Here is a 24,619-nt window from a genome sequence, read left to right as displayed (position 1 = left end):
GGTCCGAAAACCCAAACGGAATGTCACGAGGGGCGACGGGGATGGCCAACGCACAGGGCCCTGCGGGCGGTGAGGGACCTATAACAGGCCAGTGGTACGGGGTTAAACGGAACCTGTGGGACCGGTCGCGGGCGACCGTGCGAGAGGCCGGCACGCGGACGGGCGGCGTCACATGAGCGGCGTCATGAAACGGCGCAGAGCCTCTTCGTAGAACTCGGGGTCGGCGTTCCACATGGCGGCGTGGGGGGCGTTCTGGACCGTGTGGAGGGCCACCAGGTTGGGATGGGCGTCGGCCAGCCGGCGGGAGAGCGTCCAGGGGGCCACCCGGTCGCCGGGGCCGTGGAAGATGAGGGTCGGCACCGTGAGGCGGTCGGGGGCGCCGTTGCCGGTGACGCGGTCGGTGTCCAGGCCTGTGCGGCCCTGTGCCGCGCGGACCGCGAGCGGCAGCAGCGCGCTCGGCGTGTGGCGGGCCTTGGCAAGGGCGCGCAGCGTGGTCTCCCAGCTGAGCACCGGGGAGTCCAGGACGAGCCCGGAGACACGGTCACGCAGCCCCGACTGCGCGGCCGCGCGCAGCGCCATCGTCGCGCCGGTGGACCAGCCGAGCAGGACGAACTGTTCGGCGCCGTACCGCACGGCGTACCTCATCGCCGCGTCCAGGTCGCGCCACTCGGTCTCGCCGAGGTGGTTCAGGCCGTCCGGCGGGCGGGGTGCGCCGAGGTCGCCGCGGTAGGCGAGGGCGAGGACCGGGAAGTGCCGGCCACTGAGGAACCGCATGACGTTCATGGCGTGTTCGCGGGTGGTGCCGAGGCCGTGCACCGCGATGACCCAGGTGTCCCGCGTGCCGGGGACGAACCAGGCGGGCAGGGCTCCGAGTTCACCGGGAACGTCGACGTCGGCGTGATCGAGGCCGAGGGCGGCGCTCGGGTTGCCGACGTACACGTTCGGGGTGAGCCAGACGCTGTCGCCGGGTCGGAGGGTGCCGTGGGTGACGCGTTCCAGGCGGCGTACGACGGTGTCGGCGGAGTGGTTCGCCGAGGCGAGCACGGGTCCGACGACCGCGTGCGAGCCGTCGCCGGACAACCCGTACGTGCCGGGGCGCAGCGATGCGAGGTCGCGGGTGAGCGCGATCTGGCCGGCGGCCGTGGCGTGCACGGTGAGCCGGGGTTCGGTGGGCAGGGGCCGCCCGGCAGGAGCCGTCAGCGCGGCACCACTGGCGAACCGCCCGGCCGCGACGCTCGCGGCGCCGGCGGCCAGAGCCACGGTGACGGCAGCGGCCGTCGCTTTGACAGTGCGCACAACACCAGTGTCCGGGCGGACCCGGGGACCGGCCAGTGGGAGGACGACGTGGAGTGAGCCACGTACTCACGTACCGCCCGTTTCCAGTGCCCCGGCGCTGGTGCTGCCCCCGCCGCACCCATCCCACCTCCAACCGCCGGAGGCACCCGTCACCCCCGCTGCCCGTACCCCCGCAACCGCTCCCCCGCCTCAGCCACCTCCCCCTCCGACAACAACGTCGGCGTAAGCCCCGGCACCGAGGACGCCGTGAGCCACAGACGGCACATCCACTCCAGCTGGGCCGTACGGTCGTAGGCCTGGTCCAGGGTGGCGCCGTAGCTCATCGTGCCGTGGTTCCGGAGGAGGCAGGCGGTGCGGTCGGTGAGTGCTCGGAGCATGTTCTCGGCCAACTCCTGGGTGCCGTACGTCGCGTACGGGGCGACCCGGACGGGCCCGCCGAGGGCGCCGGCCATGTAGTGGATCAGCGGGAGCTCGGGAACCAGCGTCGAGACGGCCGTCGCGTGGACCGCGTGGGTGTGCACGACGGCACCGGCGTCCGTGGCCCGGTAGACGGCCAGGTGCATGGGCAGCTCACTCGTCGGCACCAGCGCCCCCAGCACCTGCCTGCCACCCAGATCGACCCCGGTCACAGCCTCCGGCGTCAGCCGGTCGTACGGCACTCCCGACGGCGTGACCAGCACCGTGTCGCCGACGCGCACCGACACGTTCCCGGACGTCCCGACGACCAGCCCGTCGGACACGGTCCGCCGCGCCGTCGCCACGAGGGTCTCCCAGGCCTCCGACTCCTCAGGGCGCGCACTCCTGCCCCACGACTCCCCCACTTCCTGTGCGCCCTCCCGCGCATCCCGCGCGTCCCCAACGCCCCGCCGGTCCCGCCGCTCCTCAGCCATGCGGCGATCCTGCCAGGCGCCACCGCGGCGTGGCCTCAAGTCATCGACGAGCCGGGGCACTTTAGGGCGGAAGACCAGCGTCCGGAAGATCACATACGGGGACAAACTCCCCTCCCTCGGGCTTGGCCTGAGATCGATCGGCTTTCAACGATCTTCCAATACTCTCTGGGGGATTTGTCGTGCACGTCGCCATTCCGGGGGGAAATATGGCCCGTGATCACAAACCGTCCCGTCACCGCTCCCGCCTCATAGCGGCATACGTGACAGCTCTCACCCTCGGTGGAACCGCCCTCGCCGAGATCCCGGCGGTGGCAGCCGCCAAACCCAAGGGCCACGACGTCTCTTCCCACCAGAAGAACGTCAACTGGCAGAGCTCGAAGGCGAAGGGCGCGAGGTTCGTCTACGTCAAGGCGACCGAGTCCCACACCTACCGCAACCCGTACTTCAACCAGCAGTACAACGGCTCCCGCAACGCGGGCCTCATCCGCGGCGCGTACCACTTCGCGCTGCCGAACAAGTCCGCGGGCAAGACCCAGGCGCAGCACTTCGTACGCAACGGCGGCGGCTGGAGGTCGGACGGCTGGACTCTGCCGCCCGCACTCGACATCGAGTACAACCCGTACAGCAAGCACAAGTGCTACGGACTGAGCAAGGCCAAGATGGTCAACTGGATCCAGTCCTTCAGCAACGAGGTGAAGCGGCTCACCGGCCGTCGCCCGGTGATCTACACGACCACCCACTGGTGGAACACCTGCACCGGCGCCAGTCGCGCCTTCGCCTCGAATCACGCGCTGTGGATAGCCCGTTACAACTCCTCCAGCGCGGGGGCGATGCCGGCCGGATGGCAGTTCTGGACCTTCTGGCAGTACGACAACGGCGGCAGCCTGCCGGGTGACCAAAATCTCTTCAACGGGTCCATGACCCAGCTCAGGAAGTTTGCCCGAGGCTACTAGCCCTTGCGGCGCCCGGGCCGTGCGGTGATCGACGGGGAGGCAACGCCCCCTCCGGGGGATGCCGGGGACATCAACCCCCTCCTACAGACACCGTGCGGCCCCCCTCAGTTCACCTTTCGTTCACTCAGGTTACCTACGTTCGTCCAGCCAATGACCTCGAACGATTGCCTGGGTAAATGGAAAACTTCTCGCTGATCCTCGCGATTGTGGTCGTAACCGCACTTGCGTTCGATTTCACGAACGGTTTCCACGACACCGCCAACGCGATGGCCACCACCATCTCGACCGGTGCGCTCAAGCCCAAGGTCGCGGTGGCCATGTCCGCCGTGCTGAACCTTGTCGGCGCCTTCCTCTCCGTGGAGGTCGCCAACACGATCTCCAAAGGTCTCGTCGACGAGACCGGCATCCGGCCCGAAGTCATATTCGCCGCGCTGGTCGGCGCGATCCTCTGGAACCTGCTGACCTGGCTGGTCGGACTGCCGTCCAGCTCCTCGCACGCCCTGATGGGCGGTCTGATCGGCGCCACCATCGCCTCGGCCGGCGTCGGCGCGGTCCACGGCGACGCGCTCGTCACCAAGGTGCTGATCCCGGCGATCGCCGCTCCGCTGGTAGCGGGCATCGCCGCGCTCCTCGCCACGCGCCTGACGTACTCCCTCGGCAAGAAGGCCGACGGCCAGGCCTCCGCGAAGGGCTACCGCGCCGGCCAGATCGCCTCCGCCGGCCTGGTCTCCCTCGCCCACGGCACCAACGACGCGCAGAAGACGATGGGCATCATCACCCTCGCCCTGGTCGCCGGCGGCGCCGTCGCCCCCGACTCCGACCCGCCCATGTGGGTCATCCTCTCCGCGGGTCTGGCCATCGCGCTCGGCACCTACCTCGGCGGCTGGCGCATCATCCGCACGATGGGCAAGGGCCTGACCGACCTTCAGCCGCAGCAGGGCTTCGCCGCCCAGACCAGCGCCGCGACGGTCATCCTGGCCTCCTCCCACCTCGGCTTCTCCCTCTCCACCACGCACTCCGTCTCCGGCGCGGTGATGGGCGCGGGCCTCGGCCGCAAGGGCGGCGTGGTCCGCTGGTCGACGGCCACCCGCATGTTCGTCGCCTGGGGCCTCACCCTCCCGGCCGCCGCCCTGGTCGGCGCGCTCGCGGAGTACGTGACCGGCTTCGGTTCCTGGGGCACCGCCCTCGTCGCGATCTTCCTGATCACCTCCAGCGCCGCGATCTGGAAGATCTCCCGCCGCGAGGTCGTCGACCACACGAACGTCAACGAGACCGACGAGCCGGCCGGCGTGGTCACCACCGCCATCGCCGCCGTGACCCCGCCCCCGGCCGGCACCGCGACCGAGGACCTGTCGGCCACCGTGCCGGCCCCGGCCACCGAGCCGGCGCCCTCGAAGGCCTCCGTCTGACCTCCTCCCGGTCACTCCTCCTCAGTTACCCAAGGAAGTAGAAGCATGAAGATCGACTGGGCGGCCCTCGGCTCCGTCTTCGGCGTCAGCCTCGTGGTCACGGTGGCCCTGGTGGGCCTGTTCACCCTCGGCATCGCGGGCCTGTCCCGCCAGGAGAAGGCCACGGCTCAGGGCGGGTCGGCCGCGCTCGCGGTCACCGGCGCGTACGCATGCTTCGCGGCGTGTGCGGCGGCCGTGGCGTACGGGATCTATCTGATCGTGGCCTGACGCAACGGCACGACGTACCGGGCGGGCGTGGGGACTGCGGTCCTTGCCCCGCCCGGTTGGCGTTTCCCGGCCTACGGGCACGGCGAGTCCTTCACCGCTCCGGCGCCGTCGAGGATGGCGCTCTCCTCCCGGGTGTAGGGGGTCCAGTGACGGCACAGGGCCTTGTGCCAGGCCTCGGGGTTCAGGGGGATGCTCAGCTCGGAGTTGCCGTCGTGGAAGGTGACATGGCCGGCCGTCAGGTGGATGCCGTCCGGGACGTAACTGAAAGGGAACGTGACATAGGGCTCGCGGTCCCCAGGTCGCCACAGGGACAGGCCGCCGTCGATGGCGGCTAGGAGGAGACTCCCGTCGTCGGCCAGCGTCACCGCTGACAGCCGGTCGTCCGTCTCGACGGCCGGTCCCACGCGCTCGCCGGTCTCCGCGTCCCATCGCTGGATGGTTCTGGCGTCCAGTGGGGTGGCGACCGTCCGGCCTCGCGGATCGAATGCCAGACTTCCCGCAGACCCCCCTGTGTCCGCCACCGTGATGCCGGTTTCTCTGCGTGCCCGCCCGGTCTCTGTGTTCCAGATGACCAGTTCGCCGCTGCTGTGACCGACCGCCACCTCGTCACGGGGTCCGGGACGGACGGCGAGCCCACGGCACGGTTGTCCCAGCTCTCCGCAGGGATGTTCGTCCAGGACCGTTTCCTCGCCGGACGCGACGTCGTACCGGACCAGGCCACGGTCCGCCAGGACGGCCACCTCGCTGCCCTGGAGGGGAAGGACCGCGACGGTGCCCGGAAAAGGCCACACCTGCATGTCCTGCGGGCTGTCCGGATCCACGATGGCGACCTTGTGGTGGTCCCAGTCGACGTCATGGGCCCAGACGACCAAGTGGTCGCCGTCCGTGGTGAAGAAAGCCTGGGGTGCCTCCCCTTTGAATTCCTTGAGCGTCACCGGTTCAGCTCGGCTTTCCTCGCCCCGGCGAGCCACGACCAGTGTCATAGTCATGCCGTCGTTGCTGTCGGCGTTCTGGACGTGCGCGCGGTACTCGCCTCCCGGGCTACTCGCGTACGAGTCGCCTTCTACGCTCTTTAAACCAGGCCTGGGGTCCGGCAACGGCATGCTGCGCTCCTCCCGCGTCCTGAGCACCAGCAGATCCGACCCGGAGGCCACCATGAGGCGCGGCGCAGCCCCGGCCTTCTCGCCCGGGAGGACACCGACGGGCTGCTCCTCGCCGGTGGCGCGCCGGACGAAGCCCGGCACGCGGTACCGGCTACCGGTCTCCACGTCGACCACCTCGTACGGGCTCACCTGGGTGCCGTTCCGCACCAGCGCATAGCGGCCGGTGAGGTCCGAACCCTCCGGTTCGACTGCCAGGAACCGCGGCCCTGTGGCACCACCGGAGCCCGTCAGCCGCGTCAGCCGATGCCACCCGTACCCCCGGTCCGTGACGACCCCGGCGCCCCGGTGGGAGAGCCATTCGGCGTCCTCGACCGGGCGCGGGTTCCCGCCGGTCACCAGGTTCTGCACCCGTGCTTCCCCGCCGCCGAAGTACCGACTGAGATAGACCACGTCCCGGCCCTCCGCGACCAGCGCGGCGTCGTTCGCCTCCCGACCGCTCGGCAGCCCCTGCTGCGACGCCTTCCGAGGCTTTCCCGTACGGCTGTGCCAGACCTGGACGTGCGAGCTGCGCGCCGCCCCTGACTCGGCGAGATCGTCGGCGACGAGGCGGAGCAGCAGCCGACCGCTGTCCGAGAAGTCGAGCGCCGCCGTGTGGCCCATGCGCCCGGTCCCCAGTACAGGCTGGTGACCGGTCCACAGGTGTCGGTGAGTGCGTACGTCGTAACAGTGGACCGACCCGTCGGCGGACACGATGGCCAGCAGCCCGCCGTCATCGCTGAACTCGGCGCGTACAGGGGCTTCTCCGCCCGTCAGCCCCGGTACCGGCCACGAGCTCGCCCGCCCGTCGCTCAGCCCCGTCCACACCCGGGCGTGCGCGCCACCGTCCCGGTCGGCTGACGTGGTCACGGCTGTCGAGCCGTCCGGGGTGACGTCGATGCTCCGGATGGGCTCGGCCCTCTGCCCCGGATACCCGGAGACCACCGACAAGCCGCCGAGATAAGCCTGAAGCAGCGCCTGCCGGGCCTCCTTGCCGGGCGCGTTGTGCCATGCGGCCACCGAAAGCCGCGCGGCCGTGCCCGGATCGGTCACGGCCAGCCGGGCAGCGTCCTCCACCAGTCGCCGGGACGCCGTGACCCGCGCACGTTCCTCAAGGGCCAGCTCCCCTCGCCAGGTCACGACCGCCAGACAGCCCACCACCAGCGCCAGCACGACCATCACCGCTGTCGCCAGCCGCCACCGCCGCAGGCCCCGTTGCTGATGCCGGCGGCTGAGCTGCACATAGTCACGCTCCGCCGGTGTGATGTCCGCTCGGCGATCCGGATCCCCCAGGCTCTCCACGGACGTAGCCAACATCGTCCCCCGCAGCAGCGCCCCCGACTCACCCCCCGTCTCCCTCCAGTGCGCCAGCGCCTGCAACAGCCGCTCCTGCCACGCCCGGAAGTCCCGGGACGCCTCCAGCCACTTCCTCAGCCGGCCCCAGGACCGGACCAGTTCCTCGTGGGCAAGGTCGACGATGGGGTCGTCATCGGGGCCGTGGGTGATGCGGACGAAGCGCGTGCGGGTGGCCAGGGCCTCGGCGGCTGCCCGCAGATCGGGGGGCAGGGGCGCGAGACGTACCGGCTTGCGGGTGAAGCCGCCCGCGTCGTCGGGGCGGGCGAGTTGGGTGAACAGGCGGCGGACCGTGGCTTCGCCGTGCGCGGTGATGACCTCGCCGACCCGCTGCTCGGCGTGGGCGGACAGCGCTCCGGCGACGCCACCGAGGGCCTCGTAGCCGGCGTGGGTGAGGCGGATGCCCTTCTCGTGGGACCAGAGTTCGGTCAGGGCGAACTCCACCATGGGGAGGTGCCCCGGCTCGTCTTCCGCGTCGTCGACGATGCGTTCCGCGAGACCGGGTTCGAGGGTGAGGCCGGGGACGCCGCCCGCCGGGCCTTCGATGGCGCGCAGGAGTCCGGTTCGGCCCAGGGGCGCCACGACCTGGGCACAGTCGCTGAGGACCCGGGCGGTGGCAGGTTCCACCAATTCGTCCAGGGAGGCCGAGCGGAGTGTGGCCAGGACGCGCAGTCGTTTGCCGTCCGCCGGGGCCGACACCAGCGACACCACGAGGCTCAGCAGCGCGCGGGCGGTGACCGGTTCGGCAGCGACGGTCTCCTCCAACTGGTTGAGGAAGAGCACGTGGCCGCTCGGGCCGCAATGGTCGAGCAGGCGCAGACCGAGGTCCGCAGGGCTCGGACCGTCCTCGGTGTCGAGCAGGTCCGCGAGGGCCAGGGCGGCACGCTCGTGCTCGGCCGCGCCAAGGCCGGGTTCCAGGACGGAGTTCAGGGCCCGTGCCAGGGTGAGCGAGGCGCGGGTGCCGGGCAGGGGCCGGATCTCCGACACGGTGTGGCCTCGGGCTCGCAGACGCGGCAGAACCCCGGCGCGTACGAGCGAGGTCTTGCCGCTGCCGGACGGTCCGACCACCGGCACGACGACGTGCCGGTCCACCGCGTCGAGCAGTCGTTCCGTCTCCTCCTCACGGCCGAAGAAGTACTCGGTGTCCTCCTCACGGAACGCATCGAGTCCGCGGTACGGGCAGCGGCGCCGGCCCGGCTGGAGGGCGAGGAGTGCCTCCGCGGGGATGAGGTAGGCGGTGACCGAGGTGGGACCGCGGTCGGTGGCGACCGTCATCCCGACGACGGCACCGGTCTCCTCGTCCCAGACCGGCGCTCCGCTGCAGCCGGGGGTGATGCGATACGCGGTGCCGTCGGCTTCCATCGAGATCCAGCCCTGCCCGACCGCGCCGCGCAGCCGTCCGCCGATCCAGGCTCCGTGTTCGGCGGTGGCGGGGAAGCCGAGGATGCGGAAGCGGTGGTCCCAGACGTCGCCGACTCCGGCAAGGGGGACGGGAGACGCGCCCGGCATCGCGGAGTGGATGGGGACGTCGCCCGGTTCGGGCTCCGTTTCCGGGAGCCGCAACAGCGCGATGTCGCCGGTGCCGTCGGCTGCCACCGGGCACCAGGCCGACACCGACGCCTCGTACGCGGCGGATCCACGCTGCAGCGGGAACTCCACGGTGACCGGCCGGGTGGGGGCTGTCTCATCCCGTGCGTCGCTGTTCAGGGCGTCCGCCACGACATGGGCGCAGGTGGCAACGGTGCCGGGAGCGAGCAGGAAGCCGGTACCGACGGTCGTGCCGTCCGGCGCCCGCAGCCGGGCCACCGCTGGACCGAGGGCTTCCGGGAAGCTGCCGGTCATGCCGGGTGTCCCGGGCGGAAGACGGTGACGCCGTGCGGCGCCTTCTTGACCACATACGCCAACTGGCTTGTCCTCTCGCGCGTTTTCTCCCTGTACGCGGTATTCCAGAGGGCTCTGGGGCCCGGTCGCAAGCGGGTCCCGGAAGGCCACCCCGCACAGGGGAATCGCCTCTGAAGTCGGACACCGGGGCAACGTCGGCGTGGTAGCGGTGTGGGGTTCTGCACACTCCCCCACCGCAGGTCAACCGCAAGTTGACGCCCTTTCCAACCCCGTGGTGGACTGCCGGAGCCATATACGGCGGCAGAAGAGGAAGCCGGTGTGAATCCGGCGCGGTCCCGCCACTGTCACCGGGGTAGATAGCCCCGGGAGCCAGGAACTCTCGCCGTCGGTCTCGTCGAACCAGGGCGTGGACACCCTGAGTGAGGACATAACGCCATGCTCGCCTGCCGATCGACTTGCAGCGTCAGACCCTTGTCTGAACCGACGGTCGGCTGACCCCGATGCGTGCCGACCGCGTCTTCGCGTACGGCGCCGCCGCCGGACTTCTCGGTGATCTGCTGCTCGGCGATCCGCGTCGCGGGCATCCGGTCGCCGCGTTCGGGCGGGCCGCCGGGGCCGTGGAGAAGGTGTTGTGGCGGGACCACCGCGGGTGGGGCGCGCTGCACACCGCCGTGTGTGCGGGCGGTGCCGTGGCGCTCGGGGCCGTGGCGCAGCGGGCCGTACGTCCGTCCCGTACCGTCTCCGTCGCGCTGACCGCCGCCGCCACCTGGGCCGTTGTCGGCGGGACGTCGCTCGCGCGTGAGGCCCGGGTCATCGGGCGGGCGCTGGAGGCGGGGGACGTCGAGGGGGCCCGGGACCGGCTGCCGCATCTGTGCGGGCGGGATCCGCAGGCCCTCGACGCCGACGGGATCGCGCGGGCCGTCGTCGAGTCCGTCGCCGAGAACACCTCCGACGCCGTGGTGGGGGCGCTCGTGTGGGGCGCCGTCGGCGGAGTGCCGGGGCTGCTCGGGTTCCGGGCCGTCAACACGCTGGACGCCATGGTGGGGCACAAGTCGTCCCGGTATCGGCGGTACGGATGGGCTTCGGCCCGGCTCGACGATGTGGCCGGGTGGACGGGGGCGCGGCTGACCGCCGTCCTCGCCACCGTCGCCGGGGGCGAGCCCCGAGGGGCGGTACGGGCCTGGCGTGCCGACGCCGACCGGCATCCGAGCCCCAACGCCGGGCCCGTGGAGGCCTCGTTCGCGGGGGCGCTGGGCGTACGGCTGGGCGGGACCCTGTCCTACGGCGGGCGGGTCGAGCACCGGCCCGTGCTCAACGGGGCGGGGCGGACCGTCGCCGTCCACGACATCGAGCGGGCCGTGCGGCTGTCGAAGCGCGTCAGTTGGCTGGCGCTCGGCGTCTGTGTCGCCGCGCGCCGCATAGTGAAGGGGCGTACGTCATGACGGGGGGTGGACTGCTCGTCGCCGGCACGACCTCCGACGCCGGCAAGAGCGTCGTCACCGCCGGGATCTGCCGGTGGCTGGTGCGGCAGGGGGTCAAGGTCGCGCCGTTCAAGGCGCAGAACATGTCCCTCAATTCGTTCGTGACGAGGGAAGGCGCCGAGATCGGGCGGGCTCAGGCCATGCAGGCACAGGCCTGTCGCGTCGAGCCGACCGCGCTGATGAATCCCGTGCTGCTCAAGCCGGGTGGGGAGCAGAGCAGTCAGGTCGTGCTGCTCGGGAAGCCGATCGGTGAGCTCAGTGCGCGCGGGTATCACGGGGGGCGGCAGCAGAAGCTGCTCGGGACCGTGCTGGAGTGTCTCGCCGACCTGCGGGGCACTTATGACGCGGTGATCTGCGAGGGGGCCGGCAGTCCGGCCGAGATCAATCTGCGGCGGACCGACATCGTGAACATGGGGATCGCCCGGAATGCCGGGCTGCCTGTGCTGGTGGTGGGTGACATCGACCGTGGCGGCGTCTTCGCCTCCTTCTTCGGGACCGTCGCCCTCCTCTCCCCGGAGGACCAGGCACTCGTCGCCGGGTTCCTGGTGAACAAGTTCCGGGGGGACGTGTCGCTCCTCGAACCCGGCCTCGACATGCTCCACGGGCTCACCGGGCGGCACACATACGGCGTTCTGCCCTTCCAGCACGGGCTCGGGATCGACGAAGAAGACGGGCTGCGGGTCTCCCTGCGCGGGACCGTCCGGGAATCCAACGTCGCCCCGCCCGTCGGCGAGGACGTGCTGCGGGTCGCCGTCTGCGCGATCCCCCTGATGTCCAACTTCACCGACGTGGACGCCCTCGCCGCCGAACCGGGCGTCGTCGTGCGGTTCGTGGACCGGCCGGAGGAACTGGCCGACGCGGATCTGGTGGTGATCCCCGGCACCCGGGGGACGGTCCGTGCCCTGGAGTGGCTGCGGGAGCGCGGGCTCGCGGAGGCCATCCGGCGCAGGGTCGCCGAAGCGCGGCCCGTCCTCGGCGTCTGCGGTGGCTTCCAAATCCTCGGCGAGCACATCGAGGACGAGGTCGAGAGCCGACGCGGGCATGTCGAAGGGCTCGGTGTCCTGCCCGTCCGCGTCCGGTTCGCCCGCGAGAAGACCCTCACGCGGCCGGTGGGCGAGGCTCTCGGGGAGCCCGTCGAGGGGTACGAGATCCATCATGGGGTCGCCCAAATAGAGGGCGGGGAATCCTTCCTGGACGGCTGCCGGGTCGGGCAGACCTGGGGCACGCACTGGCACGGCTCGCTGGAGTCGGACGGGTTCCGGCGGGCCTTCCTGCGCGAGGTGGCGACCGCCGCCGGCCGTCGGTTCGTGCCGGCGCCGGACACGTCGTTCGCCGCGCTGCGCGAGGAGCAGCTCGACCGGCTCGGCGATCTGATCGAACAGCACGCGGACACGGACGCGCTCTGGCGGCTCATCGAGTCGGGCGCACCGCGCGGGCTGCCCTTCGTGCCACCGGGAGCCCCCACATGAGCACTGCGTTCGGTGCCGAGTACGACATCGGGCGGCCACGCACCACCTATCCGGAGCTTGAAGGCGAGTTGGAGGGCAACGCAAAGTGAGTACCCCCTTTCCGTTCACGGCCGTCGTCGGCCAGGACGACCTGCGGCTCGCACTGCTGCTGAACGCCGTGTCGCCCGCGGTGGGCGGCGTGCTGGTGCGCGGCGAGAAGGGCACGGCCAAGTCGACGGCCGTACGGGCGCTGTCGGCCCTGATGCCCGAGGTCCCGGTCGTCCCCGGGTGCCGTTTCTCGTGCGCCCCGGCCGCACCCGACCCCGCGTGCCCGGACGGGCCGCACGAGGCCGGCGCCGGCACACAGCGCCCCGCCCGCATGGTCGAACTCCCCGTCGGCGCCTCCGAGGACCGGCTGGTGGGCGCGCTGGACATCGAGCGCGCCCTGGCCGAGGGCGTCAAGGCGTTCGAGCCGGGTCTCCTCGCCGACGCCCACCGCGGGGTCCTGTACGTCGACGAGGTCAACCTGCTCCACGACCACCTCGTCGACCTGCTGCTGGACGCGGCCGCGATGGGTGCGTCGTACGTCGAACGCGAGGGTGTCTCGGTCCGGCACGCCGCCCGTTTCCTCCTCGTCGGGACCATGAACCCCGAAGAGGGCGAGCTGCGGCCGCAGTTGCTCGACCGGTTCGGGCTCACCGTCGAGGTCGCCGCCTCGCGGGAGCCGGACCAGCGGGTGGAGGTCGTACGGCGGCGGCTCGCGTACGACGACGATCCGGACGGCTTCGCGGCCCGTTGGGCGGGCGACGAGGCCGACGTACGTGAACGCATCGTGTCCGCACGGGAGTTGCTGCCGTCGGTGCGGCTCGGTGACGGCGCGCTGCGGCAGATCGCGGCGACCTGCGCCGCCTTCGAGGTGGACGGGATGCGTGCCGACATCGTGATGGCGCGCACGGCCACCGCGCTGGCCGCGTGGGCCGGGCGGACGGATGTGCTCTCCGAGGACGTGCGGCAGGCGGCGCTGCTCGCGCTGCCGCACCGGCGCCGACGCAACCCCTTCGACGCGCCGGGACTCGACGAGGACAAACTCGACGAGACCCTCCAGGAGTTCGAGCCCACCGAGGACGACGACCCGGAACCGGATCCCGACCTGGACGGACCCGACGGAGGCGGGGGCGGAGACGGCGGGGGCGGGCAGCCGCCGTCCGAGTCCGACGGGCCGCAGGGCGGTGACTCCGGTGCGCTTCCCGAGGCCGGCGAGAACGGACAGCCGCAGCCTTCCGGGGCCCGGGAGCAGACTCCCGTACGGGCGTCGGAGCCCTTCCGTACCAAGGTGCTGAGCGTGCCGGGGATCGGTGAGGGTGCCGCCGGGCGGCGTTCGCGGGCGCGGACCGAGCACGGGCGTACGACGGGGGCGCGGCGGCCCCGGGGGTCGCTGACCAAGCTGCATCTGGCGGCCACCGTGCAGGCGGCCGCGCCGCACCAGCGGACCCGGGGGCGCTCCGGGCCGGGGCTGGTGATGCGCCGGGACGATCTGCGGCAGGCCGTCCGGGAGGGGCGCGAGGGCAATCTCGTGCTGTTCGTCGTGGACGCCTCCGGGTCGATGGCGGCCCGGCAGCGGATGGGTGCCGTGAAGGGCGCCGTGCTGTCGTTGCTGCTGGACGCGTACCAGCGGCGGGACAAGGTGGGGCTGGTGACGTTCCGGGGGACGGCCGCCGAGGTGGCGCTGCCGCCGACCTCGTCGGTGGACGCGGCCGCGGTCCGGCTGGAGTCGCTGCCGACCGGTGGGCGTACGCCGCTCGCGGCCGGGCTGCTGAAGGCGCATGAGGTACTGCGGGTGGAGCGGCTGAGGGACCCGGCTCGACGGCCGCTCGTCGTGCTGGTGACCGACGGGCGGGCCACCGGTGGGGCCGAACCCGTCGCGCTCGCGGGGCGGGCGGCCCGGTTGTTCGCTGCGGAGGGCCTGGCGTCCGTGGTCGTCGACTGCGAGTCGGGGCACGTACGGCTGGGGCTCGCGGGGCGGCTCGCGGGTGAGCTGGGAGGTACGGCGGTGACGCTGGACGAGTTGCGGGCGGACTCGATCGCCGGGTTGGTCAGGGATGTGCAGGGGACTTCGAGGAGGGCCGCGTAATGCCTCAGGGACAGCCGAGTGTGGTGCCGGAGGACGGGCTGACGACGCGTCAGCGCCGTAACCGGCCGCTGGTGCTGGTGCACACGGGCGTGGGCAAGGGCAAGTCGACGGCCGCGTTCGGGCTCGCGCTGCGGGCCTGGAACCAGGGGTGGCCGATCGGGGTGTTCCAGTTCGTCAAGTCGGCCAAGTGGAAGGTCGGCGAGGAGAACGCGCTGCGGGTGCTGGGTGCCAGTGGTGAGGGCGGGTCCGTCGACTGGCACAAGATGGGCGAGGGCTGGTCGTGGGTGCAGCGCGACGGTCAGATGGACAACGAGGAGAAGGCCCGGGAGGGCTGGGAGCAGGTCAAGCGGGACCTGGCGGCCGAGACGTACCGGCTGTACGTGCTGGACGAGTTCGCCTATCCCCTGCGCTGGGGGTGGATCGACACCGATGAGGTCGTCTCCGTGCTGCGGGACCGGCCCGGTACGCAGCATGTCGTCATCACCGGGCGGAACGCGCCCGAGAAGCTCGTCGACTTCGCGGACCTCGTGACCGACATGTCCAAGGTGAAGCACCCGATGGACGCCGGTCAGAAGGGCCAGAGAGGCATCGAGTGGTGACAGCCGTACCCCGGTTGGTCATCGCCGCGCCCGCCTCGGGCAGTGGCAAGACCACCGTCGCCACGGGGTTGATGGCCGCGTTCGCCGCGCGGGGGCTTGCCGTGTCCGGGCACAAGGTGGGGCCGGACTACATCGATCCCGGGTATCACGCGCTCGCGACGGGGCGGGTGGGGCGGAATCTCGACGCGTATCTGTGCGGGCCCGAGCTGGTCGGGCCGTTGTTCCTGCACGGGGCGCGTGGGTGTGACATCGCCGTCGTCGAAGGGGTCATGGGGCTGTACGACGGGGTCGCGGGGCAGGGTGAGCTGGCGTCCACCGCGCATGTGGCGAAGTTGCTGCGGGCGCCGGTGGTGCTGGTCGTCGACGCGTCGTCGCAGTCCCGGTCCGTTGCGGCGGTGGTGCATGGGTTCGTGTCCTGGGATCCGGAGGTGCGGGTCGGGGGCGTGATCCTGAACAAGGTCGCGTCGGATCGGCATGAGGAGTTGCTGCGGGAGGCGTTGGAGTCGACCGGGGTGCCGGTGCTGGGGGTGTTGCGGCGGGTTGCGCGGGTGGATACGCCCTCGCGGCATCTGGGGTTGGTGCCGGTCGCGGAGCGGCGGGGGGAGGCCGTGGACGCGGTGGCGGCGATGGCCGCGCAGGTGGGTGCGGGGTGTGATCTGGAGGCGCTGGCTTCGCTGGCGCGGAGTGCGGGGGCGTTGTCCTGTGCGGGGTGGGATGCGGCTGAGGTGCTGGGTTCTTCGCCCCCGCCGCCCCTACCCGTCCCGTCCTCCAGGGGCTCCGCCCCCTGGACCCCCGTCGGCCCTGAAGGGGCCTCGTCCTCAGACGCCGGACGGGCTGAAAAGAACACCGATCAGCCGCGTGGGCTGGTGGTTGCGGTTGCCGGTGGACCAGCGTTCACGTTCTCCTACGCTGAGCACTCCGAGCTTCTCTCCGCCGCCGGCGCCGACGTCGTCACCTTCGATCCCCTTCGGGATGAACAACTGCCCGAGGGCACACGGGGGTTGGTCATCGGAGGCGGCTTTCCCGAGGTGTACGCCGCCGAGTTGGCCGCCAACGAACCCCTGCGCAAGGCCATCGGTGACTTCGCGCTGAGCGGTGCTCCCGTTGCCGCCGAGTGTGCGGGGCTGCTGTATCTCTGCCGGGAACTCGACGGGAAGCCGATGTGCGGGGTGCTGGATGCCACCGCCCGGATGAGCGAGCGGCTCACCCTCGGGTACCGGGACGCCGTCGCCGTGAGCGACAGTGTGCTCGCGGGGGTGGGGACCCGGATGCGGGCGCACGAGTTCCATCGGACCGTTGTCGAGCCCGGGGCGGGGGTGGCGGCGGCCTGGGGGGTGCGGACGCCTGTGCGGCGGGTCGAGGGGTTCGTGCAGCAGGGGGTGCATGCGAGTTACCTGCACACGCACTGGGCGGGGCAGCCGGATGCGGCCCGTCGGTTCGTGGCGGCGTGTGCTGCGGGAGCCACCCCGTGACGGATGTCGAGGGCATCCCGCGTCCGCCGTCCCTCGTCGTCGGGGTCGGCGCCTCCAGGGGCGTCCCCGTCGAGGAGATCCTCACCCTGATCGAGGGCGCGCTCGGCGATGCCCGCCGCTCCCCCGAGTCCCCGCAGTCCCCCGAGTTCCCGGATTTTCCGGATGTCCCGGATTTCCCGGAGTCCCTCGCCGAGCTCGCCACCGTCGACGCCAAGGCCGACGAACCCGGCATCGTCGAAGCCGCCGCACGCCTCGGCGTCCCCCTGATCACCTACTCCGCCGAGGAGTTGGCCTCCGTCGAGGTCCCCACCCCCTCCGACGCGCCCCGCGCCACCGTCGGTACCCCTTCCGTCGCCGAGGCAGCCGCTCTCGCTCGCGGTGGCGAACTCCTCGTACCCAAGCGGAAGTCGGCGCCCGCCGACGGGCAGCCGGCGAGGGCGACCTGTGCCGTCGTACGGCGTCCGGGGCGTGGGCGGGGCGGGCCGGTCGGTGTCGTGCGGAACGCGTCGCGGCCGGACGAGTCCGGTCGGCTCACGACACCGGGCGCCGTCGACCCGACGACGGTCGAGATGATGGCGGTCATGACCGTGGACCGTCGTGTGCTCGACGCCCCACCGCACCACCGCACCACCCTTTCGTACGCCGAGGAGCGATTTTGACCATCCCGCCGCCCGCCCTGCTCATCGCCGGTCCTCACACCCAGGACGATGCCGGAGCCGAGGCGTTCCGCGACTTCGTACGGGAGTTGGGGCGCCGCCACCCCGATCTCCCCGTCGCGGGCGGCTTCACCGAGCCCGCCTCGCCGCTGCTGGACGAGGCCGTCGCCGAGTCGGTGGAGCGAGGGGTACGCCGTTTCGTCGCCGTTCCGCTGACGCTGGTGTCCGACATCCCGGCCGCGCCCGCCCGTCGGCAGCAGTGGCAGGAGCGGCATCCCGGGGTCTCGATCGCCTACGGCCGCCCCCTCGGCCCGCACCCGTCGCTGCTGTCGGTGCTCGAACGCCGGCTGGACACCGCGCTCGGCACCGAGGGGCGCAGGCCCGGGGACCGCGCCGATGTGACCGTGCTGCTGGTCGGGCGCGGGTCGACCGATCCGGAGGCCAACGCCGAGGTGCACCGGGCCGCGCGGTTGCTCTGGGAGGGGCGCGGGTACGCGGGCGTGGAGACGGCGTTCGTGTCGCTGGCCGCGCCGGACGTGCCGAGCGGTCTCGACCGGTGTGTGAGGCTGGGGGCGAAGCGGATCGTGGTGCTTCCCTACTTCCTGTTCACCGGCGCCCTGCCGGAGCGGGCATGGCAGCAGGCGGAGGGCTGGGCGGCCGCGCACCCGGAGATCGACGTGCGCGCGGCGGACGTCATCGGTCCGGAACCGGAGCTGCTGGACCTGGTGCGGGAGCGCTACGAGGCCGCCCTGCACGACGGCCGCCAGGACGACGACGGCCACCAAGACGGTCAGCACGATCAGCACCACTCACCCGCACCTCACCCTCAGGACACCTCCTCCCATGCACTCTGAAGCGCACGACCTCCGTCACCACGGCGACGCCGAGGTCCGTGACGACGGCGCGGCGCTCGTCGACCTCGCCGTGAACGTCCGTGCGGACACTCCGCCCACGTGGCTGCGGGAGCGGATCGCCGAGTCGCTGGGCTCTCTCGCGGCCTACCCGGACGGGCGGGCCGCGCGGGCGGTGGTGGCGGCGCGGCACGGGCTGCCGGTGGAGCGGGTCCTGCTGACGGCGGGGGCGGCGGAGGCGTTCGTACTGCTGGCCCGCGCGCTGAAGGTGGCCCGGCCCGTGGTCGTGCACCCGCAGTTCACGGAGCCGGAGGCCGCGCTCCGCGACGCCGGTCACACCGTCGACCGGGTGCTGCTGCGGGAGGAGGACGGCTTCCGGCTCGACCCGGCGGCCGTCCCCGAGGAGGCCGATCTGGTGGTGATCGGCAACCCCACGAACCCGACATCGGTGCTGCACCCGGCCGCGTCCATCGCCGAACTCGCCCGTTCCGGGCGGACGTTGGTGGTGGACGAGGCGTTCATGGACGCGGTGCCGGGTGAGCGGGAGGCGCTGGCCGGGCGGACGGACGTGCCGGGGCTCGTGGTGCTCCGCAGCCTGACCAAGACCTGGGGGCTGGCCGGCCTGCGCATCGGCTACCTCCTGGCCGCCCCGGAGACCATCGCCGACCTGGAGCGCGCCCAGCCCCTGTGGCCGGTCTCCACGCCCGCGCTCGCCGCCGCACAGGCCTGCGTGTCTCCTCCGGCCCTGGCGGAGGCGGCCCACGCGGCCCACCGCATCGCCGCCGACCGGGCCCATCTCGTCGCCGGTCTCGGCGAGTTCGCCTCGGCCGGACTCCGGGTCGTCGAACCCGCCGAGAGCTCCTTCGTCCTCGTACGACTGCCGCGGGCGGCCGCCGTACGACGACACCTGCGCGAGCTCGGGTTCGCGGTCCGGCGCGGGGACACCTTCCCCGGTCTTGGCGAGGAGTGGCTGCGGCTGGCCGTGCGGGACCGGAAGACGATCAGCTCCTTCCTCCGGGCGCTGGAGCGGGCGATGACGGCCGCGGGGCGCTGAGCGGGGGTACGCGCTCCGGGGTCCCGTCCGGGAAGCGGATCTCCACGGCGCCGTCGGCGGCGACCGTCGCGCTCGCGCCCGTGAGCGGGACGGCGGGGTCGGCGGTCAGGACGACAAGGGTCACCAACAGCCCGGCCCCCTCGGCCAGTTCGAGAACGGGCGTCGCCGAGTGCCGGCCGACGGCATTGGTGTCGACGGCGCGCACCACCACGCCCTCGGTACCGCTCCACCCGTACAGGCCAACGATCGCGCTGGTCAGTCCATCGGTACGGCGGGCCAGAGCCCGGCCCGGCCCGGTACGGACCTCCGGCTGCCCGGCGTCATCGGCAACGGCCCAACCCCCCTCCCGCACCACCACGCCGCCTCCCGGTCCGTCGACGCGATGCACCCGCACCTCCCACGGCCCGTGCACCACACTCACCGTCTCGATGCCGCCTGCCGCGTCCTTGACGACGGTGACGGAAGTGGGGGTGGCGGGCAGTGCGCGGGACCACTTCACCTTCACCGCGCCGATCTTCGGCAGGTTCAGACGGCCGCTACCGGTGACGTTCCAGCGAGCGTTGGCGGTGCACCGGACCGACTGCCGGGTGTCCTTGCGGGACTTGAACCGGGGGCACCCAGCTTCGGGCCCTTGCGGGTGCCCCCGAGAGAGGCGAAGAAGTTGCGGTACGCGGTCTCGGCATCCCGCAGGGACTGCTGGAGGACGACGGCGGACACCTCGCCCAGCCACGAGCGTGCCGCCGTCTGCTTCGCTTCGGTGATCAGCCTCCGGGACAGCTCTCCGGCCGTCGGGAACGGCTGCCCAGCCCGGCGGGCGTCCTCACGGGCGCGGACCGCGTCGTTGAACACCACCCGGGCGCACCCGAACGCCCTCGCCAACTCCGCGTCCTCATCATCAGATTCGCTTCCTCCCGGCCTGAAGGCCGGATCACTGCGATGAATCCCGGTAGCTGACCTGGGCCACGAGTGAAAGCGCTTCCGTCTGCGCTTCCGTCAGTTGGTGCGCCGGCGCGCGAACGCCACCGCTCCCCCGCCCGCGACGAGCAGCGCGACCGCACCGCCCGCGATGTACGGCGTCATGGAGTTGCCGCCGGTCTCGGCGAGGCCGTCGTCGGCGGACTCGCCCTGCGGCTTCACGCCACCGGCCGGGTCCGTGCCGGGCTCGGCGCTCGGGTCGGCGCTCGGGTCGGCCGCCTGCTCCGACGCGGCCGGCGTCTCGCAGGCCGCCTTCGCCAGGGTCAGGGTGCCCTCGACCTCGGCGACGTTCAGCTTCAACGGGTTGACGGCGACCTTGAGTTCGAGGGCCGTGGCGGCGGCCGTACGCGACTCGGTCTCCGTCTTGGAGTAGTCCACCCGCACCTCGCCCACGCCCGGCACCTCGACGTTCGTGGTGCCACCGGCGGTCAGCGTGACCTTCTTGCCGAGGACGGTGACGTCGCCGAGCAGGTTGGAGGAGGCGGTCGGCTTCTTGCCGGCCTCGCAGGTGGCCTTGGAGGTGACCTGGCCGACCTCGATGAGCGACAGCAGCGCCAGGCCCGGGACATGGACCTTGGCGTGGGCGAGGTTGGTGTAGCCCTCGGCCTTGCCGCCCTCGACCGTCGCCTTCGACGAGGCGACCTCGGCGCTCAGCACGCTGAACGGCTTACCGCCGTCGACGCCGTTCAACTGGGCCGTCAGCGTGGACTTCTCGGCGCTCTGGGGCGCCTCGACCTCGTTCAGGGAGACCGCGAGCGGGACGTTCACGGTCTTGTTGAGCAGGGAGACGTCGAGCCCCGTGCGCAGGACGACGGCGCTCGCGCGCCCCTCGTCGCCGGTCGCGTGCGCGGGGCCCGCCGCGGCCAGGACCGCGGGACCGGCGGCCAGGGCGGTGGCCGTCGCGACGGTGGCGAGACGGCGTGCGGGTATACGGAAGTTCTTGCCGTTCAAGGTGGGGACCCCTCGGAGGAGACTTGCTCGGGACCCGGCAAGAATCGCGCATGCGGGATGCCTGGTCAGCACCCTGACGGGAGTTCACCCCTACGTGTGTTTCCCGTGCAGGTTTTCGAACCACGGGGCACGCACGTTCTCCACAGTCACAGTGACAGTCACAGGCCGGGCGGCCGGCTCAACTCACGACATTTCCGTTCAGCACGACCCGTCGCGGCGCCGCCAACACCCGTACGTCTGCCCGCGGGTCGGACTCGTACACCACCAGGTCGGCCGCAGCCCCCTCCTCCAGCACCGGTCGGCCGAGCCACGCCCGCGCCGCCCAGGTCGTCGCGGCGAGGGCGTCGATCGCCGGGATGCCCGCGGTGACCAGTTCCGCCACCTCGGCCGCCACCAGGCCGTGCGGCAGATGACCGCCCGCGTCGGTGCCGACGAAGACCGGGATGCCGGCGTCATAGGCGGAGCGGACCGTGTCGTAGCGGCGTTCGTGGAGGCGGCGCATATGGGCCGACCAGCGGGGGAACCTGGCCTCGCCGCCGTCGGCCAGGTTAGGGAAGGTCGCGATGTTCACGAGGGTGGGGACGATCGCCACCCCGCGCTCGGCGAACAGCGGGATCAGGTCCTCGGTCAGGCCCGTGGCGTGTTCGATGCAGTCGATGCCCGCCTCGACCAGGTCTTGGAGGGAGTCCTCCGCGAAGCAGTGCGCGGTGACGCGGGCGCCCAGCCGGTGGGCCTCCGCGATGCCCGCCTCGACCGCCTCGCGCGGCCAGGTGGGCGCGAGGTCCCCGAGGTCGCGGTCGATCCAGTCGCCGACCAGCTTGACCCAGCCGTCGCCGCGCCGGGCCTCCTGGGCGACGTACGCGACCAGGTCCTCCGGCTCGATCTCGTGGGCGTAGCCGCGGATGTAGCGGCGGGTGCGGGCGATGTGCCGGCCGGCCCTGATGATCTTCGGCAGGTCCTCGCGGTCGTCGACCCAGCGGGTGTCGGAGGGCGAGCCGGCGTCGCGGATAAGCAGGGTGCCCGCCTCGCGGTCGGTCAGGGCCTGCTTCTCCGCCACGTCGTCGTCGACGGGACCGTGCGCGCCGAGGCCCACGTGGCAGTGCGCGTCGACGAGGCCGGGCAGGGCCCAGCCCTCGACGGTCCGTACGTCGCGGGCGTCGCCGGGACGGTCGTACGAGATCCGGCCGTCGACGACCCACAGCTCGTCCCGGACGTCGTCCGGCCCGACGAGGATCCGGCCCTTCACGTGCAGCACAGCGCCATCGCTCATGTCTGCACCTTAGTGAGCCACTAGTCGCTCTTGCCCACCTGGTCCGAGGTCTCCTCCTCCACCTCGGCCATCGCCGGGTCCAGGAGCCGCGACAGGAAGTGGCGGGTGCGTTCGTGCTGCGGGTTGCCGATGACCTGGTCGGGGGCGCCGTCCTCGACGATCACTCCGCCGTCCATGAAGACGACCCGGTCGGCGACCTCGCGCGCGAAGGTCATCTCGTGGGTGACGACCATCATCGTCATGCCCTCGTCGGCGAGCATGCGCATGACGGCGAGGACGTCCCCCACCAGCTCGGGGTCCAGCGCCGACGTCGGCTCGTCGAACAGCATCACGTCGGGGCCCATGGCGAGTGCCCGCGCGATGGCGACGCGCTGCTGCTGGCCGCCGGAGAGGGAGGCCGGGTACGCCGACGCCTTCTCGGACAGGCCGACCCGCTCCAGGTTCTCGGCCGCCACCTTCGCGGCCATCGCCTTGTCGCGCCTGAGCACCCGGCGCTGCGGCAGCGTGAGGTTCTCGGTCACCGTGACGTGCGGGAACAGGTTGAACTGCTGGAAGACCATGCCGATACGACGGCGTACGGCGTCGATGTCGACGTCCGGGTCGGTGAGCTCGGTGCCGCCGACGAAGACCTGGCCCTCGCTGGGCTCTTCGAGCAGGTTCACACAGCGCAGCAGCGTCGACTTGCCCGAGCCGGACGGGCCGATGACGCAGACGACCTCGCCCTGCTTGATCTCCAGGTCGATGCCGCGCAGCACCTCGTTGTCACCGAAGGACTTGTGCAGGCCGCGTACTTCGATCTCCGGTCGGGAGCCAAGGGTCTTCTCTGTCACTTCACGGCCTCCTGGGCTTTCGCCTCCATACGGCGTACGACGAAGCCGAGCGGGATCGTGACCAGCAGATAGCACAGGCCCGCGACCAGGATCGGCGTGGAGTTGGCGGTCTGGCTGGCCAGGTCACGACCGAACTTGGACAGTTCGCGCTCCTCCAGCGTCACGCCGAGGAACAGCACCAGCGAGGAGTCCTTGAAGAGCAGGACGAGTTCGTTGGTCAGCGGCGGGAGGATGATCCGGAACGCCTGCGGGATGATGATCGAGATCATGGCACGGGCGGGCGAGAAGCCGAGCGAACGCGCCGCCTCCATCTGCCCCTTGGGCACCGCCTGGATGCCCGCGCGGATCGTCTCCGCCATGTACGCCGCCGCGACCAGGCCGAGCGCGAGCGCGACCTTGCCGTAGGTGCCGCCCGGGATCTCCGTGCCCGGGAAGGCCAGCGGCACGGCGACGCCGATGAAGATGAAGATCAGCAGGGCGGGCAGGCCGCGGAAGATCTCGATGTACACGCCGGCGAGCCAGCGGTACGGCCCCACGGACGACAGCCGCATCAGCGCGATCACCATGCCGAGCACCAGTCCGACGGCGAAGCCGGACAGGGTGTACAGCACGGTGTTCTTCAGCGCCAGCGTGATGACGTCGGGGAACATCTCCTTGGCGATGTCCCCTTGCGCGAACTGGTTCTTCAGGCGCCCCCAGTCGGCCGCGACCGCGAAGGCGATCACGGCCGCGACGAAGACGACGTACTGGATACCGCGCGACAGGCTGCGCTTCTGGCGCCTGGTCAGGCCCTTCTTCCTGGGCTGCTTCGGCTGGAGTCGTACGTCTGTGTCGGCCATGGGTCAGGAGGCGGCGGGCGAGGCGGTGGCGGCGGACTCGTCGTAGGGGCCGATCCACTGCTCGTACAGCTTCTTGTACGTGCCGTCGGCCTTGGCCTCCTTGAGCGCCTTGTTGATGGCGGCGAGGAGCTTGGTGTTGCCCTTCTTCACCGTGAAGCCGTACTGCTCACCGGTGTTGACCTGCTCGGCGACCTCGAAGGCGTCCGCGTTGGCCTTGTCCTTCAGCCAGCCCTGGACGACCGGGTAGTCGATGACGACCGCCTCGACCTGACCGGAGCGCAGGCCGTTGATGACGGCGTCGGAGGACTCGAAGGAGACCGGGTCCAGGCCCTTGCTCTTGGCGTAGTCCTCGCCGGTGGTCTGTGCCTGGGCACCGACCTTCTTGCCCTTGAGGTCGGCGAAGGAGGAGATGCCGCTCTTCTTGTCGACCAGGACGGCCTGGGTGGCCTCGAAGTACGGGTCCGAGAAGTCGACGTTCTTCTTGCGCTCGTCGGTGATGGTCATGCCGGCGGCGGCGAGGTCGCACTCGCCGGAGTTGAGGAAGGCGCCCGTCTTGAAGTTCTCGAAGGGCGTGTCGAGGATCGACTGCTTCACGCCCAGGTCGTCCGCGACCAGGTCGATGAGGGAGACGTCGAAGCCCTGCACCTTGCCGTCGATCTCCGACTGGAAGGGCGGGTACGGCAGGTGGGTGCAGGTGGTGAGCTGGCCCGCCTTGACGACTTCGACGCCGCCGGCCGCGGTCTTGGTACCACCGCCGCCGTCGCCGTCGGAGGAGCAGCCGGCCACGAGCACCAGCCCGGCCGTCGCGGTGGTGGCGGCCAGAATGCGGGCCCGGCGCCCGAAGGTCGTCTTCACGGGGAGCCTCCTGTGAGGGAACTATGGGTTCCGATTATAAGGAGAAGTTTGAGATCCT

At 71.6% G+C, this 24,619-nt stretch carries 18 protein-coding genes, 2 pseudogenes and 1 riboswitch; of the genes and pseudogenes, 11 read left to right on the top strand and 9 right to left on the bottom strand.

The genetic code is table 11. The annotated features are described in order from the left end of the window. Positions 1-168 precede the first annotated feature (168 nt). Both BLU79_RS20790 and BLU79_RS20785 read right to left on the bottom strand, forming a co-directional pair. The gene (locus tag BLU79_RS20790; protein WP_093907311.1) at positions 169-1,296 is read right to left on the bottom strand and encodes an alpha/beta hydrolase; all 1,128 of its coding nucleotides are present in this window, start codon (positions 1,294-1,296) and stop codon (positions 169-171) included. Between the two features lie 149 nt (positions 1,297-1,445). Beyond that, the gene (locus tag BLU79_RS20785; RefSeq protein ID WP_093907310.1) at positions 1,446-2,186 is read right to left on the bottom strand and encodes a class II aldolase/adducin family protein; all 741 of its coding nucleotides are present in this window, start codon (positions 2,184-2,186) and stop codon (positions 1,446-1,448) included. Between the two features lie 206 nt (positions 2,187-2,392). Between BLU79_RS20785 and BLU79_RS20780 the strand changes: the two genes are divergently transcribed. The 3 genes from BLU79_RS20780 to BLU79_RS20770 all read left to right on the top strand — a co-directional run bounded on the left by BLU79_RS20780 (position 2,393) and on the right by BLU79_RS20770 (position 4,815). Then, positions 2,393-3,139 (top strand): lysozyme, encoded by a 747-nt coding sequence (locus BLU79_RS20780; RefSeq protein WP_093907309.1) that lies wholly within the window; start codon positions 2,393-2,395, stop codon positions 3,137-3,139. Positions 3,140-3,315: 176 nt separating this feature from the next. Further along, complete coding sequence (locus tag BLU79_RS20775) at positions 3,316-4,548, top strand: inorganic phosphate transporter (protein ID WP_093907308.1); 1,233 nt, start codon at positions 3,316-3,318, stop codon at positions 4,546-4,548. A 45-nt stretch (positions 4,549-4,593) separates the two neighbouring features. Continuing rightward, positions 4,594-4,815 (top strand): hypothetical protein, encoded by a 222-nt coding sequence (locus tag BLU79_RS20770; RefSeq protein WP_093907307.1) that lies wholly within the window; start codon positions 4,594-4,596, stop codon positions 4,813-4,815. A 71-nt stretch (positions 4,816-4,886) separates the two neighbouring features. On the opposite strand, the gene BLU79_RS20765 is transcribed toward BLU79_RS20770, so the two are convergent. Then, the gene (locus BLU79_RS20765) at positions 4,887-9,149 is read right to left on the bottom strand and encodes an nSTAND1 domain-containing NTPase (protein WP_093907306.1); all 4,263 of its coding nucleotides are present in this window, start codon (positions 9,147-9,149) and stop codon (positions 4,887-4,889) included. A gap of 257 nt (positions 9,150-9,406) precedes the next feature. Continuing rightward, positions 9,407-9,549: riboswitch (cobalamin riboswitch) on the top strand. A gap of 100 nt (positions 9,550-9,649) precedes the next feature. Between BLU79_RS20765 and BLU79_RS20760 the strand changes: the two genes are divergently transcribed. The 8 genes and pseudogenes from BLU79_RS20760 (at position 9,650) to cobC (ending at position 18,841) form a co-directional block, all read left to right on the top strand. After that, positions 9,650-10,591 (top strand): cobalamin biosynthesis protein, encoded by a 942-nt coding sequence (locus tag BLU79_RS20760; protein ID WP_093907305.1) that lies wholly within the window; start codon positions 9,650-9,652, stop codon positions 10,589-10,591. Further along, positions 10,588-12,099, top strand: coding sequence for a cobyric acid synthase (locus BLU79_RS20755; protein WP_093907304.1), 1,512 nt, complete (start codon positions 10,588-10,590; stop codon positions 12,097-12,099). Before BLU79_RS20760 ends, BLU79_RS20755 begins: the two co-directional genes overlap by 4 nt. A gap of 85 nt (positions 12,100-12,184) precedes the next feature. Continuing rightward, on the top strand, positions 12,185-14,209 hold the full coding sequence (locus tag BLU79_RS20750) for a putative cobaltochelatase (RefSeq protein ID WP_093907303.1): 2,025 nt from the start codon (positions 12,185-12,187) through the stop codon (positions 14,207-14,209). Then, positions 14,209-14,808: a cob(I)yrinic acid a,c-diamide adenosyltransferase gene (gene cobO / locus BLU79_RS20745; protein WP_093907302.1), complete on the top strand. Its 600-nt coding sequence runs from the start codon at positions 14,209-14,211 to the stop codon at positions 14,806-14,808. Before BLU79_RS20750 ends, cobO begins: the two co-directional genes overlap by 1 nt. Beyond that, entirely contained in the window at positions 14,802-16,280 is a 1,479-nt protein-coding gene (locus tag BLU79_RS20740; protein WP_371131900.1) for a cobyrinic acid a,c-diamide synthase CobB, read from the top strand. The genes cobO and BLU79_RS20740 overlap by 7 nt, the downstream gene beginning before the upstream one ends. A gap of 8 nt (positions 16,281-16,288) precedes the next feature. Next, a pseudogene (locus tag BLU79_RS20735) lies at positions 16,289-16,774 on the top strand (cobalamin biosynthesis protein); the annotation flags it as partial. Positions 16,775-16,935: 161 nt separating this feature from the next. Beyond that, positions 16,936-17,790 carry a sirohydrochlorin chelatase gene (locus BLU79_RS20730; protein ID WP_093907301.1) on the top strand — a complete coding sequence of 285 codons (855 nt, stop codon included), beginning with the start codon at positions 16,936-16,938 and terminating at the stop codon, positions 17,788-17,790. Next, positions 17,780-18,841 carry an Rv2231c family histidinol phosphate aminotransferase CobC gene (gene cobC / locus BLU79_RS20725; RefSeq protein ID WP_093907300.1) on the top strand — a complete coding sequence of 354 codons (1,062 nt, stop codon included), beginning with the start codon at positions 17,780-17,782 and terminating at the stop codon, positions 18,839-18,841. The genes BLU79_RS20730 and cobC overlap by 11 nt, the downstream gene beginning before the upstream one ends. A gap of 433 nt (positions 18,842-19,274) precedes the next feature. On the opposite strand, the pseudogene BLU79_RS20715 reads toward cobC, so the two are convergent. The 6 genes and pseudogenes from BLU79_RS20715 to BLU79_RS20690 all read right to left on the bottom strand — a co-directional run. After that, positions 19,275-19,720, bottom strand: a pseudogene (locus BLU79_RS20715) (RNA-guided endonuclease InsQ/TnpB family protein); the annotation flags it as partial. Positions 19,721-19,834: 114 nt separating this feature from the next. Continuing rightward, positions 19,835-20,767, bottom strand: coding sequence for an SCO1860 family LAETG-anchored protein (locus tag BLU79_RS20710; RefSeq protein ID WP_093907299.1), 933 nt, complete (start codon positions 20,765-20,767; stop codon positions 19,835-19,837). Positions 20,768-20,945: 178 nt separating this feature from the next. Further along, positions 20,946-22,037 (bottom strand): amidohydrolase family protein, encoded by a 1,092-nt coding sequence (locus BLU79_RS20705; protein ID WP_093907298.1) that lies wholly within the window; start codon positions 22,035-22,037, stop codon positions 20,946-20,948. A gap of 20 nt (positions 22,038-22,057) precedes the next feature. After that, positions 22,058-22,867: an amino acid ABC transporter ATP-binding protein gene (locus tag BLU79_RS20700; RefSeq protein WP_093907297.1), complete on the bottom strand. Its 810-nt coding sequence runs from the start codon at positions 22,865-22,867 to the stop codon at positions 22,058-22,060. Then, on the bottom strand, positions 22,864-23,706 hold the full coding sequence (locus BLU79_RS20695; protein ID WP_093907296.1) for an amino acid ABC transporter permease: 843 nt from the start codon (positions 23,704-23,706) through the stop codon (positions 22,864-22,866). Before BLU79_RS20695 ends, BLU79_RS20700 begins: the two co-directional genes overlap by 4 nt. 3 nt (positions 23,707-23,709) lie before the next feature. After that, the gene (locus BLU79_RS20690) at positions 23,710-24,561 is read right to left on the bottom strand and encodes a transporter substrate-binding domain-containing protein (protein WP_093907295.1); all 852 of its coding nucleotides are present in this window, start codon (positions 24,559-24,561) and stop codon (positions 23,710-23,712) included. Between the last annotated feature and the right edge of the window lie 58 nt (positions 24,562-24,619).

This window comes from Streptomyces sp. cf386 (genome assembly GCF_900103585.1).
Taxonomy (GTDB): Bacteria; Actinomycetota; Actinomycetes; order Streptomycetales; family Streptomycetaceae; genus Streptomyces.
Note: the sequence above shows the minus strand (reverse complement) of the source record. Positions and strands in the feature narration are given on the sequence as shown.